Source organism: Massilia scottii, from assembly GCF_030846495.1.
GTDB lineage: Bacteria > Pseudomonadota > Gammaproteobacteria > Burkholderiales > Burkholderiaceae_D > Telluria_A > Telluria_A violaceinigra.
In genome coordinates this window covers 254,450-269,329 of record NZ_JAVCWM010000001.1, presented here as the reverse complement: position 1 = coordinate 269,329, position 14,880 = coordinate 254,450, and the positions used below count along the sequence as shown (strand labels likewise).

Here is a 14,880-nt window from a genome sequence, read left to right as displayed (position 1 = left end):
ATGTCGCAGCGGACCACGTTCAATCGCACTTCACGTCACCGGATTCTATATTCTCGACGCAGACCGGCAGCCTGCCGGTGTCGCTGTGTTGGGCCAGCGCCATGCAGTAGGCGTAGTTGCGCTTGCTTCCCCAGAACGCCGGATCGACGCCGGCGCCCAGCACGTCGAGCTGCTTCTTGAGATAGCTCGCATCCTCGGCGATGCAAGCAAACGTGCCGAGATAGTTTCTTGTGCGCTTTTCATCGAACGTGGTCAGGATATCCTCGAAGCCGGTCTTCATCCTCGGCCAGTGGACGTCGCCGGACATGAACATGTTCCGCGATTGCGAGTGCGTCCAGTGCATGCGCGTATACATGGTTTGTCCGAGTCGTTCCTCGGTCAGTTGGACCGCGCGCTCAACGACGTCGTTGAATTCCTCCCTGGATCCATGCCACCGTTCGGAGTGGTAGCGCGCCGCCTCATAGTGCAGATCCATATAGTAGGGGGCGAGCGCAACCCCCTTCTCATACAGTGCATCGAACTTTTGCGCCGTCTCTCCCTGCGCCAGGCCAACGTTCAGCATGGCGGCATACCAGGCCGGATTGGTCTTGTTGGTCGGAGCGAGGGCATCGAGCTGCGCCCTGGCCGATGCCATGCGGCGCTTGAATAATTGCCACTGCGCCGGGCTGACTGTACCTCCGTAACCTGTTCCGCGCGCAAACCAGGCATGTTTGGCGGTGAAGAACGCCAACGCCAGCTTGGGCGCCGGCGACCTGGGCGACGCCTTGCGCCAGGCGCGCAAGGAGGCCTCCTGGGCCCGTGCGGTGTCCTCCGTCACGGGGGCGGAACCGCAGGTATCGAAAGACTGCTCAATGCCTTCGAAAAACGCCTGCAGCGTGGAGATGCTGTCGGCAGTCATCGACTTTTCTTCCAGATAGCTGGCGTACAAGGCGTCCAGTTTTTTATAGTCCTTTTTCTCGAAAATCGCTTGTACCTCGTCGACGACAACATTCGTCGGCCGCGTGCGCTTGGTTGCAGAGCACCCTGCGTACGCCGACTGCATGGATACGAGCAGCACGATGGAACATGCTGAAATACGGGATAAATGTTGCCAGGATGGGGTCATAAAAGAGTAGTGTGGGCAAACAGCGTGTGTCCGCCAGGGTGAAGTAAAGGCATCGTGTCCGATGAACTATTGAGTATCCTGCAAGCATTTTACAGTGTGCCGGATCGCCGGATCGCCGTCCGCTGCCGCTGGACCGGGACCACATCAAGCCGGGGACAATGTTCGGCGGCACAGCCGACACGCCGGAGAGGAAAAATGCCGGCTGGCGCGGACTGGCGGAACGCCTGAAACGACTATTTTTCGGGATGTCGTGGGCGTTCCACGTATGCACAAATTTCTTCTGTCCTTTCTGGCCCGATTCTTTTATCCTGCGCCTACCATTTTCAGCCTCAGGAGACAACGTGTCGAAACTCATTCCGATTACCCTGCTCGCCCTGCCCGCGTTCGCCATGAACGCCGTGGCAGCCGGCCCGGCGGCGCCCGCCAGCGCAGGCGCCAAAGCCGATGTGCTGCCGTTCAAGGCCACCGAAAAAACCCTTGCCAACGGCTTGAAGATCATCGTCGTCCCGACCGGCTTTCCGAACCTGGTGTCGGTACAGATTCCGGTGCAGACCGGTTCGCGCAACGAGATCGAGCCGGGCAAGTCGGGCTTCGCACACTTTTTCGAGCACATGATGTTCCGGGGCACCAAAGCCTATCCGCCTGAAAAATACCAAGACGTCATCACCAAGTCGGGCGCGCGCCAGAACGCCTACACCAGCGACGACCTGACCAATTACTACACCACCTTCGCCAAGGACGACCTGGAAACCATCCTCAAGGTCGAGGCCGACCGCTTCCAGAATCTGTCGTACGGCGAAGACGCGTTCAAGACCGAATCGCGCGCCGTTTTGGGCGAATACAACAAGAACAGCGCCAATCCGATCTCCAAAATGTTCGAGGCGCAGCGCGACACGGCCTACACCACGCACACCTACAAGCACACCACGATGGGCTTCATCAAGGACATCGAGGACATGCCGAACCAGTATGCGTACTCGAAAGTGTTCTTCGACCGCTGGTACCGCCCGGAACGCACCACGGTGATCATTGCCGGCGATGTCGATCCGCAAAAAGCCATCGCCCTGGTCGAGAAATACTGGAGCAAATGGCAAAAAGGCAGCTACAAGAGCGAAGTGCCGGTGGAACCGGCGGCGCGCGGCGCACTCTACAAGCATGTGCCCTGGCCGACGCAGACGCCGCCGCTGGTGACGGTCGGTTTCCGCGCGCCGGCGTTTTCGACCACCGCGAAAGACCATGCCGCGCTGTCGATGCTGCTGTCGCTCTCGTTCGGCCGCACCTCGCCGCTCTACAAGCGCCTGATGCAGGATGAACAGAAGGTCGACCAGTTCAGCGACTACACGCCGGGCCGGGTCGATGCGAACCTGGCCACCATCATCGCCCGCGTGAAGAAGGCCGAGGATGCCGTGTACGTACGCGACCAGATCCTGCAAACGGTCGCGCAACTGCGCAACGTGCCGGTCACCGAACAAGCGCTGGCGGACGCCAAATCGGCCCAGAAGTACGGCCTGATCCGCTCGCTCGACAACACCGAACAGATCGCCGGCACGCTGGCGTCCTACGTGCACTACAACCGTTCCTACGGCACGCTCAACCAGTTCTACCGCCTCACCGACAGCCTGACCCCGGCCGACCTGCTGGCCGCCGCCCGTAAATACCTGGTCGACGACGGCATGATCGTCACCACCCTGTCCAACCAGGCGCTGCCGGAAACGATGGCCACCCTGCCCTCGCTGGCAAGCCTGGCGGCGCCAGCGGCCGAAGCCAAAGTCGACGTGCTGGTGCAAAAATCGGCGCTGCCGCAAATCCGCTTCAAGCTGCTGTTCGCCGCCGGTTCGGCGCACGACCCGAAAGGCAAGGAAGGACTGGCGGCACTGACCGCGATGATGGTCGCTTCGGCCGGTTCGAGCGAGCGCAAGACCGACGAAGTGACCAAGGCCCTGTTCCCGCTGGCCGGCTCGTTCACCGAGCAGACCGACAAGGAAATGACCACCTTCACCGGCTCGATCCACAAGGATAACTGGAAGCAGTACCTGGGCGTGGCCATGCCGCAGCTGGTTTCTCCGGGCTTTCGCGAGGAAGATTTCCGCCGCCTCAAGGATTCGCTCAAGAATGCCCTGCTGGTCGACCTGAAAGACAATAACGAAGAAGAGCTGGGCAAGGAACGCCTGCAGACCAACGTCTTCGCCGGTACGCCGTATGCCCATCCGGTGCTCGGCACGGCCAAGGGCATCGACGCGATCACCCTGGACGACGTCAAGGACTTCTACAAAAAAGCCTACACCCAGGGCGCGGTGCGGGTCGGCATTTCCGGCGACGTGTCCGACGACATGACGGCCGCGCTCAAGCAGGCGCTGGCCAAGCTGCCGGCCGGTGCCGGCTTGCCGGTCACCAGCGCGCCGGTCGCCCGCATGCCGAACGGCCTGGAAGTCGAGATCATCGAAAAGAACACGCGCGCGACCGCCCTCTCGTTCGGCCTGCCGATCGAGGTGCGCCGCGGCCACCCGGACTTCCCTGCGCTGTGGCTGGCCAAGACCTTCCTGGGCGAACACCGCGCCTCGAATGCCTACCTGTACCAGCGCATCCGCGAGCTGCGCGGCATGAACTACGGCGACTACACCTACATCGAAGCTTTCCCGCGCGGCATGTTCCAGTTCTTCCCGAACCCGAACGTCGGCCGCAAGGGCCAGCTGTTCGAGGTCTGGATTCGCCCGGTCGCACCGGAAAACGCCCACCTCGCGCTGCGCATCGCCTTGACCGAACTCGACAAGGTGATCCAGCAGGGCTTGACCGAGCAGCAGTTCGAGATCACGCGCGGCTACCTGATGAAGAACGTGTTCGTGATGACGGCCACGCAAGACCAGTACCTCGGTTACGCGCTCGATTCCCAGTGGTACGGCACGCCTGAGTTCACCAAGATGATGCGCGATGGCTTGAGCAAGCTGACCCTGGCCGACCTCAACGCCGCAATTAAGAAGCACCTGTCGACCAGGAACCTGTCGCTCGTATTCATCACCAAGGATGCGGCTGGCCTCAAGGAAAAACTGGTGACCGACGCGGTGTCGACGATCAAGTACGACGGCAACAAGCCGCAGAGCTTGCTCGATGAAGACAAGGTCATCGGCAGCATGAAGCTCAACATCAAGCCCGAGGCAGTCAAAATCACCCCGGCCAGCGCGGTGTTCGCCGAGTAAAGATGCACTCAGGCGCGCGCCAGGCCGCGTCCGGAGAGGGACGCGGCCTGGCGCGTCGCAGCGAGGTCAGGAAGTCATGCGCTCCCAGCCATGCCTGATCGCCGCCTTCATCTTTTCCCACGTCGACCCGGGATTGCGCGCTTCCCAATCGGTGCGCAGTCCGGGCTCGATTTCCTCCCACGGACGCCCGCGATACATTTCGCTGCCCGCGATGCTGGTGCCGTAGCGGTAGGCCGGCGCGTAGTCGTCGTAGCTGCCGCCCTCGCGCGCAAACGTGCTGGTCCAGTGGCCACGGAAGTAGGCTTCGTCGTCGGGCGCGATCTGTTCGATGTCCACCTCGGTATGGCGCACGGTATCGTTGATCTGCTCCCGGCGCTGCGTCACTTCCTTGCCGACGATGACTTCTTCCACCATGCGCGCCGACTTCTCGACCACCGCTTCCTCAGCCGTTTCGCGCAGTTCGATCGTGTTTTCCTGGAAGGCGGCAATGTCGGCCGGGTCGACCATCTTGTCCACCGCGCGCCGCTCCACGTTGATGTGCTCCTCGCGCAGGCCGATGCTATCGCTCACCGGCGTTTCCACGACGCGCTGGTAGATCCGCACCCCGCCGCGCTGGACCTCGCGCTTGCCGACCTTGAGTTCTTCCTGGATCACGGGAATGGCCGTGGTGTCGGCCGCGCGCTGCTGCGAGTCCGCCATGGCCGAGCCCTGGGCGCTGCCAGGGCCGCCCTGGGACGAGCCGAACGTCGACTGCTGCGACATCGCTTGCCCGCGCATGGCGTCGCCGCCCTGCATGGCACCCTGCCACTGGCTGGCATGCTCGTCGATGTCGACCGGTCCATAGCGCTCGACAATATCGGCCGCGCGCTCCACCTCGGGCTCGTTCGGCGCCGTGACGGTGAGCACATAGTGACCGCGCGCAACGGCGTCGGAATACATCCGCGCATGTTCGCTGCGCTCACCGCCGAACAGGTCGGTGAAAAAATGCCTGATGCTCCCGACGAGCGATTCGTCCTCGCCGGCATCGGCCGTGCGGCCCGGCTCGCCCGGGCCACCATCGCTCAGGCGCACGGTTTGGCGTGAAAAGCCCGACCCGACCAGGTCGTCGAGCGCCTGTTGGGCATCGCTGCGATGATCGAATACCGCTACCAGTGTGTGTTCCATGATGACTACCTCCGTATTGTTGAACTCGCTTCCTTGTGAGGGCCTTCGTCGAACCGTTCGACGACCACGTCTTCCGCACGCAGCATGACGGTCCCCGATTGCGAGCGGGAGCGCTGGATGCGCGTGATGTGCACTTCTTCCTTGATGCGCAGGCGCCGTTCGGTCACCAGCACTTCCTCGACCACCGGCACGATCAGCGTGTCGCCTTCCTGGCGCGTGGACGGCGCCTCGGACAGGGGCACGACCTTGTCGACGATCACGTGCCTGACGTCGAGCTCGTCATATGGCAGAGTTTCGTCGATGTGATGGGGATGTTCGCTGACGGTCTTGTGAATGCGCACGCCGCGGCCGGTATCGACGACCCGCGTTCCCACCTGCAGTTCCTCGCGGTGCAGCGCCACGGTCAGCGTGTCACCGTCGGGCTCGCCGGGTGCTTCGGGACAATCGGTTGCCATGAATGTCGCTCCTCGAAAAAACGCTGCAGCAGGAGCGGACCAGAGTACCGCAAAGCGCGCTGACCCTGCGCACCATTGACCTTGCTCAAGTTTTAATCGGCCACAAAGTCGAAGCTTGAGTTTTGCCCGCATGTGGGCTCAGGAGGAAACCGCAATGGCAGTGCCGTCCATCACCCTGACCGAGCTGACCGAACGCGGCGGCGTGCCGCAGGCACCGGCGCCGCCCGACATCGAACCGCCCACGCCACTCGACCGCTTCCTGCACGCGATGCAGGCGCAAGCGACGCAGGGCATTTCGCCGACCAGCCTGGCGCTGGCGCATGCCGACTGGCTGCTCAACCTGCTGCAATCGCCCGGCAAGTGGCACCGCCTGCTGCAGAAAGCCTGGACCAAGGACTTGCGCTGGCTCGACTATGCCCGCCGCAGCACGTTCGGCAAAGCGCCGGCGCCGTGCATCGAACCGCTGGCGCAGGACCGGCGTTTTCGCAGCGCGGCCTGGCAGCGCTGGCCCTACGACCTGATGCAGCAGGCTTTTCTGCTCAACCAGCAATGGTGGCACAACGCCACCACCGGTATCGATGGCGTCAGCCGCCACCATGAGGACGTGGTCGCCTTCACCGCGCGCCAGCTGCTCGACCTGGCCTCGCCGCTCAACTTCGTGGCCACCAATCCCGAGGTGAGCGAGGCCGCCGTGCGCGAGGCCGGCGCCAATTTCGTGCGTGGCGCGGTGAACCTGACGGACGATGTCTGGCGCAGCCTGACGGGCTCGCCGCCGCAGGGCAGCGAGGCATTCCGGCCAGGCATCGAGGTCGCGGTGACGCCGGGCCGGGTCGTGTTCCGCAATCACCTGATCGAACTGATCCAGTACGCCCCGGCGGAAGGCTGCGCCAGCGTGTATGCCGAGCCGATGCTGATCGTGCCGGCCTGGATCATGAAGTATTACATTCTCGACCTCTCGCCAGGCAATTCGCTGGTTCGCTACCTCGTCGGGCAAGGGCACACGGTATTCATGATCTCGTGGCGCAATCCGGACGCCGGCGACCGCGAGCTCGGCATGGACGACTACCTGCGCGATGGCGTCATGGCCGCGCTCGGCCATATTCGCGGGGTTGCGCCCGGCCAGCGCATCAACACCGCCGGCTATTGCCTCGGCGGCACGCTGCTGTCGATCGCCGTCGCTTCGCTCGGCTGCGAGGGCGAGGCGCTGATCAATTCGATGACCCTGCTGGCCGCCCAGACCGACTTCAGCGAGGCCGGCGAGCTGATGCTGTTCATCGATGAAAGCCAGGTGGCCTTTCTCGAAGACCTGATGTGGCAGCAGGGCTACCTCGACAACCGGCAGATGGCCGGCGCCTTCCGCCTGCTGCGCTCGAACGACCTGGTGTGGTCGGTGGCGGTCAACCAGTATCTGCTGGGACGGCGCGCGCCCATGACCGACCTGATGGCCTGGAACGCCGACACCACGCGCATGCCGTATCGCATGCACAGCGATTACCTGCGCAAGCTGTTCCTCAACAATGACCTGTTTTCGGGGCGCTATCAGGTGGACGGGCGGCCGGTCGCGCTGGGCGACATGCGCGCGCCGCTGTTTACCGTGGCGACCATGACGGACCACGTGTCACCATGGCGCTCGGTGTACAAGATCCACCTGATTTCATCGTGCGACGTGCATTTCGTGCTGACCAGCGGCGGCCATAACGCGGGCATTGTCAGCGAGCCGGGGCACCGTGGACGTCATTACTACACGGCGCGCCGCCGGCCTGGCGACTGCTACATCGATCCCGAGCGCTGGCTGGACCAGGCCAGCGAACGCGATGGGTCCTGGTGGCCCGAATGGGTCCAATGGCTGGGCACCGTGTCGATCCAGCCGCGCGTGCCCGCGCGCGTGCCGCAGGACGGCCTTGGTCCGGCGCCGGGGAGCTATGTGCTGCAGCGCTAGACATCATGTATTGACCTGCCGGACCTCAAGCAACGCGGGTTAAGCTTGAGGTTCCGGAGAACCCCAGGCGCAGAGCCGCAATTGAGGAGGCAGGTTCGCTGGCATAGTCAGCCACCTGATGCCACTGTGCGAAGCGTTCCTCCACAAGCTGAAGGGCGGAACAGAACGTTCCAGCCATCCCACTCCTCATCCCGTCCGTAGTTAAGGGCCTGCCCTGCTCGCAACACAAGCAGCGATCCCGGCTCGCAGGCGACCGGCTTGAAGTCGGCCATCTGGGTGCATTTTCCCTGCGTGACGCACACCAAGGTGTGGAACTCGTACCGATGGGTGAGTCGCAGTTGTTCCTTGGCCCTGTACCTCAGGTCGGACCAGGCGGGCAAGAACCGGTTTTCCGGTACCCATCGGGGCATGGCGAATGTTGGCCCGATGCTGGGCGCGATGATGGAGGTCTCCAAGGGCACGTTCGCGATCACCCGGGCCGAGCACTACATGGCCAGCGGGGATTGGGTCGCCATCACCGTGGAGTTCGCTGGCGAAGCCAACGGCATCAAGCTCAAGCAAGCTGGCGTGGACCTCATTCGCATAGACGACGGCAAGATCGTCGAAGTCCGTCTGTTCTCCAGTGATCAACAGCAAGAAGACGCGTTCTGGGGGCAATGACCGAAAGGCGATGCTGGAGGCCGGACTCGGCCCGGTGCCCGAGAGCTATGTGCTGCAGCGCAGGTGCGCATTTCGGTAACCCAGTTGCCTCGCGCAGCAAGCCCCATATCAACGCCAGGCAACGACGCGATTGATGTTCGTTAAGGCACGTTACGCGAAACGTTGCGTCGTCCGGAAGCGTGACACCAGCATCGCCACGGTCGTTGCCGACCGACTGCTTACGCCCTGAACGATGTCGTTTGCGTAGCTGAAGTGGATGCGGCGGGGACGACCCGACTAGATTTCACGATAGTCCTGAATATGCAAACGCGCCAGTTCTTGTGCGTTCGCTACCGCTGCCTTGTCGACAGCGGCTGAATCGGGTAGCCAATTGAAAAAACCAGGTCCTTGAAAGAGCAGCAAGCCATCCGCGAACCGTCGCGCTTTTGTAAAGCTCGCCCACCCAATTCGCACTTCACTATCCCGGCCAACAATATGCGACCCGCTTTCCGACATGACGAACGCAATGTCGTCATTGTGAAATGGCGATTTTCTGAATCTTCTGCGAATAAGCCAGGCGTCGATAGGCCAACCAAGGAGCAGCGCCCCGACGATGGCGCCTACGAACCCGCCAAGCATCACCGAGCCCATGAACACGGCAAGCGCCAGGAGCGCAACGAGTACCGCTGCCAGAAACCATTTCAATCCCACGAATGGCCGGCGCCACCACAGCTGCTTTCTGTAACGCAGGAATGACGTGAGCAAATGGTCTTCTGAGAAACAGAAATGAAAATGGGAATGCATATTATGTTGAATCCTTCGATGAAGGTTTTTTCGCGCCAGCCGTCACGATTGGCATCGTTGTGTGCGCCTAGCCAATGAATACCTCGACCTCGCCGCCCGTGCCGGCCAGCAGTTCACCCAAGGCATCGATCAGCGAATCGATCCTGCCGATGAGTGCCTCGCGCCGGCCATCATCGAACGGCTGCGTCAATGCCCACCCGCGCAAGGTCAGCAATTCCATCGTCAGCGCGGGAAAGTCCTTGCCCTCGACCGGGCATCCGGCCTGGAACAGCGGCAGCCAGACCGCCCTGGTCGCTGCCGCTCCCGGCATCCAGTCGCGCCGATACACCTCTTCCACGGCGATAGCTTCCGTGAACCATGGCCATTGTTCGGTATCGGGCCGCGTGACGACCAGTGCAACCGTCATGCGCTCAGTTGAACGGGTTGTCCACCTCGCCCACTGCCGGTGGCGGCAGCTCGGCGGGCAAGCTCATCGTTTCGAGCTTGGCGACGATCTCGCCCAGCACCTCGTGCAGCCGGCGCGCGTGCGCCAGGCCAATTTTATCGGCGGTCAGATCCACATCGCCGCTGAGCGTAATCCGGTCGAGCCGGTTTTCGATCATCAGCTTGCCGACCGAAACCACATCGGCTTCGTTGGCGTACGGTACAAAACTCTGCTTCTTGCTGCTCATTGCGTCTCCCTTGAATATCAAAACGGCCAGCGGCGCGATTTCTTCTGTTTCGGTTGCGGCAAGTCCAGCATCGCGGACTTTTGCAGGGCGCTCAGCGACGGCAGCAGGTTGATGCCGATCTTTTCTTCCAGTTCGGCGATGGTCATGATCTCGAGCTCGTCCGTCGAACGGTTTTCCACCAGCCAGGCCGCCCCCGCCTTCTGGCTCGGACTATACACGGCCTTGTACAAATGGCTCGGAACGAGCACGTTGCCCACCTTTTTCAAGCGCCCGCCGATGAAGGCCGGTCCGGTGATCACATACAGGGTGCCTTCCTTCCTGACCATGTCGCGTACACGCCCTTCCAGCCCGGCCCACAGGTGGCGGTTGTTGTCGGCGTCCTGCGGCACCATGTTCGCCAGCGTGAAACTTTCGTGCTGGGTGTGCCGGTCCGGCATGTTGCCGTTCGGTGCCATGTGGCCGCGGTCGAAGCCGCTGCGGGCGTAATCGGACAATTCGGCCCGCTGCGACGGCGCCAGGCGTTCCTCGGCGTGGAAGGAATCGTCGCGCGAGAGCTTCTTGGCCAGCTTCAGGTTTTCCGGACGCAAGCGTTCGGCCGACCACAGCGGCGTGCGCGTGATCCCCGAATGCATGACGCCGAACACGCCGTAGCAAAGTTCGGTGGTCGCTTTCGCCAGTTTGGGATTGCGGATTTCGGGCAGGCGCCCGTCGACGTAATGTGCGGGGCAGCCGCCGGCAAATGCGCTGCCGGCTGCCAGCATCGTCCATCCGAGGACGAGGCCGGCCAATGTTTTCTGAATCATGTTTTCCAAATTGAAATGATGAGCGACGCATTCTAGCGGAGCGCGCCCGCCATGCGAAGCAGCCGTTCACCTAATCTGGCCACGCTGTCGCGCAGCACGTCCGGCGTGCGCACCTCGAACTCGAACGGCATCCCCGCCAGGTGCCCGGCGAACCAGTCGGGATGGTCGGTGCTGCAGCGCAGGAGCACGCCTTCATCGATCTGCTCGAACACGCCGAGCGCGTCGAAGAAATGCGCGCTGGCTGTTTTCAGGTCGGTGCGCAGCAGCACCTCGACCGGATGCGCGCGCGGCATCGTTGCCATCGACCGGGTCAGGTAGCCGAGCGCGTCGAAACCGGACGGGCGCGCAAACGAGACCGGACGCGGCTCGGCCTTCACGATGCGGTCGAGCCGGAACGAGCGCATCTCCGCGCGCAGGTGGCACATGCCGATCACGTACCAGCAGCCGGCGCGAAACGCCAGCCCGTAGGCATCGAAACCGCGCTCGGTCTCGCTGCCGTCGGGCGCGCGGTAGCGCAGGTGCACGCGCTGCTGCGCCAGCGCGGCCGAACTGAGCGTGACGAGGGCGTCGTTGTCGGTCGGGGCCACGGTGCGCATCATGTCGAGGCGAACGGTTTCATCGATGGCGCGCACGCGCTGCTTGAGGTTGGCCGGCATGATGCGTTCGAGCTTGGCCTGGGCGCTCGAGACCGCCGGCGCGGCCTCGGCAAAGCCCAGGCTGCGCGCGGCCAGCAGGCCGATCGCCAGGGCCAGCGCTTCGTCGTTGGTGAACATCATCGGCGGAAGCTTGAAGCCGGCCATCAGCGCATAGCCGCCGTGGCGCCCGCGCTCGGTGGTGATGGGGATGCCCATCTCTTCCAGGGTGACGATGTAGCGGCGCAAGGTGCGCGTATCGACGGCCAGGCGCGCCGACATCTCGGCGCCGCTCAGGCGGCCATGGGTTTGCAGCAGTTCGAGCACTGCCAGCACGCGGGTGGTGGGATGGTACATGGTGTAACGATATCAGATTAATAGGGCGAATTCTGTCCTGTTTTGAATCTACGCTGTCGCCTGTCGATGTTTCATCAACAAGAAAGAGAGCACAACATGACGAGCCCCAAACAGAACGACGATTTCCCCGTGATCGAATTGCGCCGCTACACGATGGCGCCCGGCGCGCGCGACGGCATTGCGCGCCGTTTCGACGACACGCTGGCGCACGCCTTCCAGCACCTGGGCGGCATGGCGTTCGGCCATTTTTGCGAACGCGGCCGGCCGGACGGCTTCGCCTGGCTGCGCGGCTTTCGCACGCGGGCGGCGTGCGCCAGGATCGGCCGCGCCTTCGACCAACAGGCGCACGCCGCCGTGCCCGCCCGCACCGAGGTCCTTTTGCTCAGGCCGCTCCACCCGGATACCGGCATCGCGCCACTGCCCATGGGCGGCGACGCGCAGGGCATCGTCGTCGCCCAGCTTTTCCATGTGGCGCCAGGCCGGATGGATGCCTGCGAGCGCGCCGCCGAGCGCTGTTTCGCCGCTTACCATGGCAGCGGCGTGATCGAAGCGGGCATCCTGACCACGCTCGGCGAGCGCGCCGCGGGAGCGGCCCTGGTCTGGCTGGGCATCCTGTGCGACGACGCCGCGCTGGCCGCCCTGCGCCCCGCGTTCGACGCCGCCGCCGGCGAACTGGCCGGGACCGGCTTGCTGGCCGCGCCGCCGGAGCTGCTGGTGCTCGACCCCGGCCGCGGTTCGCGCCTGCGCTGGGCCAGCGCCGCCAGCGTTACCGCGCCGGCCCGCTCCGCCACGATGGCGGCGGCATGAACGACGCCACCAACCTCTGGCTGTACTTCGTGGTGGTGTTCGGCATCGTCGCCCTGCCCGGCCTGGACATGGCGTTCGTCATGGGCAGCGCGGTGCTGGGCGGGCGGCGCGCGGGACTGGCCGCCGTGGCCGGCATCGTCAGCGGCGGCTTCTGCCACCTGGCCATGGGCGCGCTGGGGGCGGCGGCGGTACTGGCGCTGTGGCCGGCCCTGTTCAACGCGATGCTGGGCGCCGGCGCGCTGTACACCGCGTGGATCGGCCTGAGCTTCCTGCGCAGCAGCGCGCCGGGGCCTGCGCGTACACCGGGCGCGGCCTGCGCCACCGGCGCCACCTTCCGCCGCGCGCTCGGCACCAGCCTGCTCAACCCGAAAGCCTACCTGTTCATGCTGGCCATCTTTCCCCAGTTCCTCCATCCCGGCCCGCAACCGCTGTGGGCCCAGTCGGCGGTGCTGGGTGCGATCACCGCGCTGACCCAGGCGGGCGTGTACGGCGCCCTCGCCTTGCTGAGCGGCAGTGCCGGCGGCTGGCTGGAACGGCGTCCCGGCGCTGCCATCGTGCTGGCGCGCACCATGGGCTTGCTGCTGATCGTGGTTGCCGCACTGACCGCGTTCCAGCTGGTGCGCAACGTGCCGCCAGCAGCGTCCGATGGCATAGGAGGCAGGATTGCAACAAACCTGATGCTTACTTGATAAGCAAAATCGTCTAGAATACGGATTTTGGACCGCGTTGGCTCAGCTTGGCGCAATGGATTCTTTGACAACATGGTGCCCCAACCGATTCCCGAAGAGCTACGGCGCTTCGTACTGACCAGCATTGCTTCCGTGCCCCACCTGGAGGCGCTGCTGCTATTGCGCACCGGCGCGCAGCAGGACTGGACCACGCAGGCGGTGGCCTCGCGGCTCTATATCGGCGACAAGCTGGCCGCCGGGCTGCTCGCCGACCTGTCGCGGGCCGGCATGACCGTCGCCTTGCGTCACGCCGGCGGCGAGCCGGTATTCCGCTACCAGCCCGCCACGGCGGCGCTGGGCCAGGTCATCGATGCGCTGGCGGACTTGTACGCGCGCCGCCTGGTCGACGTCACCCATCTGATTCACTCGAAACTCGATCGCAAGGCACAGCAGTTTGCCGATGCGTTCACCTGGCGAAAGGAATCGTAATGGCTGAAGCAATCTACGGTCTTTGCATGTTTACCTCGCTCGCCTGCGCCTGGCTGCTGCTGGCCAGCTACGCGCGCACCGGTCACCGCCTGCTGTTCTGGAGCGGCCTGTGCTTCGGCGGCATGACCCTCAACAACCTGATTCTGATCCTCGACAAGCTGATTTTTCCGCATGTGGATTTGCTCACGCTGCGCCTGGTCGCGGCGCTGATCTCGGTGTCCCTGCTGCTGTACGGCCTGATTTACGAAAAGGAGTAAGCGATGGATTTGATGCTGGCCGGGGCCGGTGCCATGGGCTCGATCGTGATCGGCCTGTTTTTCCTGCGTTTCTGGCGCAGTTCGGGCGACCGTTTTTTCCTCTATTTCGCGCTCTCTTTCCTGATCGAAGGCGGCCACCGCATCTACGCCAGCCTGACGCCGGCGATGAGCGAAGACTCGCCCTTCCACTTCCTGCTGCGGCTGCTTTCCTACTGCCTGATCCTGTGGGCGATTATTGCCAAGAACTGGCGGCGTTCCGACCCCGGCAAATAAGGCGGTGCGCGCCGGATCGGCGCCTTGCCGCCAGACCCGGCGCCTGGGGCCGATGTGGCCGGCGCCGTGGCCGGAACGCTGGCGCCGGCAGATGGGCAATCACGCACGGCTAAGGAACGGATCGTGGCGCGCCGGACCGACAAACCGCTGCCGCGCCCGAACAAGATCTCCGGCGGCTCGCCGCGCGAATTCATCGAAGACATTGCCAGGTCACCGGGACCGCTTGAGGAAACCTTCGACAACGTGCGCATCGACGCCGACGCCGACGTGGCCCAGGTCTGGTTCGACTACCGCTTCAAGGCCGGCAACTGCCGCGAGAACCGGGGCAAGGAAGCTTGGCACCTGGTGCGCACCGATGACGGCTGGAAGACCGCGTCGGTGATCTGGTCGATGAAGCTCAATCCGGAACCGCCGCCACCGGCCGGCACCAAATAAGCCGGTTTTATTGCCTGGACTCATCGCCGCTTGGCGGCGCGTTCAGGCACCCGTCTTTCCCATGCTGAAACCGCCTACGCTTCGGCATCGACCTCTCCCCCACACGCGGGAGCCAGCCCGCGAACACCGTCCGCCAAGCGCCATCGGACGATGCCGTCTCGCCACAGAAGGCTGCATTCGATTGACTT

18 protein-coding genes are annotated in these 14,880 nt (G+C 63.8%); 9 read left to right on the top strand and 9 right to left on the bottom strand.

What is annotated here, in order from left to right:
- Positions 1 to 19: 19 nt before the first annotated feature.
- Entirely contained in the window at positions 20 to 1,057 is a 1,038-nt protein-coding gene (locus RBA41_RS01190) for a DUF4034 domain-containing protein (protein ID WP_306620167.1), read from the bottom strand.
- 389 nt (positions 1,058 to 1,446) lie between these two features.
- Here RBA41_RS01190 and RBA41_RS01185 point away from each other — a divergent pair, with 389 nt between their 5' ends.
- Positions 1,447 to 4,299, top strand: coding sequence for a M16 family metallopeptidase (locus tag RBA41_RS01185; RefSeq protein ID WP_306620165.1), 2,853 nt, complete (start codon positions 1,447 to 1,449; stop codon positions 4,297 to 4,299).
- Positions 4,300 to 4,365: 66 nt separating this feature from the next.
- Here RBA41_RS01185 and RBA41_RS01180 read toward each other — a convergent pair whose 3' ends face one another.
- Positions 4,366 to 5,463 carry a YsnF/AvaK domain-containing protein gene (locus tag RBA41_RS01180; protein ID WP_306620163.1) on the bottom strand — a complete coding sequence of 366 codons (1,098 nt, stop codon included), beginning with the start codon at positions 5,461 to 5,463 and terminating at the stop codon, positions 4,366 to 4,368.
- A 5-nt stretch (positions 5,464 to 5,468) separates the two neighbouring features.
- Positions 5,469 to 5,918, bottom strand: coding sequence for a YsnF/AvaK domain-containing protein (locus tag RBA41_RS01175; protein ID WP_306620161.1), 450 nt, complete (start codon positions 5,916 to 5,918; stop codon positions 5,469 to 5,471).
- Positions 5,919 to 6,072: 154 nt separating this feature from the next.
- On the opposite strand from RBA41_RS01175, the gene RBA41_RS01170 reads away from it, so the two are divergent.
- On the top strand, positions 6,073 to 7,857 hold the full coding sequence (locus RBA41_RS01170; protein ID WP_306620159.1) for a PHA/PHB synthase family protein: 1,785 nt from the start codon (positions 6,073 to 6,075) through the stop codon (positions 7,855 to 7,857).
- Between the two features lie 107 nt (positions 7,858 to 7,964).
- Here the strand turns inward: RBA41_RS01170 and RBA41_RS01165 are convergent, their stop codons facing one another.
- On the bottom strand, positions 7,965 to 8,129 hold the full coding sequence (locus tag RBA41_RS01165; RefSeq protein WP_306620157.1) for a hypothetical protein: 165 nt from the start codon (positions 8,127 to 8,129) through the stop codon (positions 7,965 to 7,967).
- On the opposite strand from RBA41_RS01165, the gene RBA41_RS01160 reads away from it, so the two are divergent.
- Complete coding sequence (locus RBA41_RS01160) at positions 8,116 to 8,517, top strand: nuclear transport factor 2 family protein (RefSeq protein ID WP_306620155.1); 402 nt, start codon at positions 8,116 to 8,118, stop codon at positions 8,515 to 8,517. The genes RBA41_RS01165 and RBA41_RS01160 overlap by 14 nt on opposite strands.
- 276 nt (positions 8,518 to 8,793) lie before the next feature.
- Here the strand turns inward: RBA41_RS01160 and RBA41_RS01155 are convergent, their stop codons facing one another.
- From RBA41_RS01155 to RBA41_RS01135, 5 genes are all read right to left on the bottom strand, one after another.
- The gene (locus RBA41_RS01155) at positions 8,794 to 9,261 is read right to left on the bottom strand and encodes a hypothetical protein (RefSeq protein WP_306620153.1); all 468 of its coding nucleotides are present in this window, start codon (positions 9,259 to 9,261) and stop codon (positions 8,794 to 8,796) included.
- 106 nt (positions 9,262 to 9,367) lie between these two features.
- On the bottom strand, positions 9,368 to 9,706 hold the full coding sequence (locus RBA41_RS01150) for a hypothetical protein (RefSeq protein WP_306620151.1): 339 nt from the start codon (positions 9,704 to 9,706) through the stop codon (positions 9,368 to 9,370).
- A gap of 4 nt (positions 9,707 to 9,710) precedes the next feature.
- Entirely contained in the window at positions 9,711 to 9,971 is a 261-nt protein-coding gene (locus RBA41_RS01145; protein WP_306620149.1) for a hypothetical protein, read from the bottom strand.
- A 17-nt stretch (positions 9,972 to 9,988) separates the two neighbouring features.
- Positions 9,989 to 10,774 (bottom strand): DNA/RNA non-specific endonuclease, encoded by a 786-nt coding sequence (locus tag RBA41_RS01140; protein WP_306620147.1) that lies wholly within the window; start codon positions 10,772 to 10,774, stop codon positions 9,989 to 9,991.
- A gap of 32 nt (positions 10,775 to 10,806) precedes the next feature.
- Positions 10,807 to 11,763: a helix-turn-helix transcriptional regulator gene (locus RBA41_RS01135; RefSeq protein WP_306620145.1), complete on the bottom strand. Its 957-nt coding sequence runs from the start codon at positions 11,761 to 11,763 to the stop codon at positions 10,807 to 10,809.
- A 96-nt stretch (positions 11,764 to 11,859) separates the two neighbouring features.
- Between RBA41_RS01135 and RBA41_RS01130 the strand changes: the two genes are divergently transcribed.
- The 6 genes from RBA41_RS01130 (at position 11,860) to RBA41_RS01105 (ending at position 14,692) form a co-directional block, all read left to right on the top strand.
- Positions 11,860 to 12,570: a hypothetical protein gene (locus tag RBA41_RS01130; RefSeq protein WP_306620143.1), complete on the top strand. Its 711-nt coding sequence runs from the start codon at positions 11,860 to 11,862 to the stop codon at positions 12,568 to 12,570.
- Complete coding sequence (locus RBA41_RS01125) at positions 12,567 to 13,259, top strand: LysE family translocator (RefSeq protein ID WP_306620141.1); 693 nt, start codon at positions 12,567 to 12,569, stop codon at positions 13,257 to 13,259. The genes RBA41_RS01130 and RBA41_RS01125 overlap by 4 nt, the downstream gene beginning before the upstream one ends.
- 72 nt (positions 13,260 to 13,331) lie before the next feature.
- Complete coding sequence (locus tag RBA41_RS01120; RefSeq protein ID WP_306620139.1) at positions 13,332 to 13,727, top strand: hypothetical protein; 396 nt, start codon at positions 13,332 to 13,334, stop codon at positions 13,725 to 13,727.
- Positions 13,727 to 13,984 (top strand): DUF5985 family protein, encoded by a 258-nt coding sequence (locus RBA41_RS01115; RefSeq protein WP_306620137.1) that lies wholly within the window; start codon positions 13,727 to 13,729, stop codon positions 13,982 to 13,984. Before RBA41_RS01120 ends, RBA41_RS01115 begins: the two co-directional genes overlap by 1 nt.
- A gap of 3 nt (positions 13,985 to 13,987) precedes the next feature.
- Positions 13,988 to 14,257 carry a DUF5985 family protein gene (locus RBA41_RS01110; protein WP_306620135.1) on the top strand — a complete coding sequence of 90 codons (270 nt, stop codon included), beginning with the start codon at positions 13,988 to 13,990 and terminating at the stop codon, positions 14,255 to 14,257.
- Between the two features lie 24 nt (positions 14,258 to 14,281).
- Positions 14,282 to 14,692, top strand: a complete 411-nt coding sequence (locus RBA41_RS01105) for a nuclear transport factor 2 family protein (RefSeq protein WP_306620133.1) — start codon at positions 14,282 to 14,284, stop codon at positions 14,690 to 14,692.
- Positions 14,693 to 14,880: the final 188 nt, after the last annotated feature.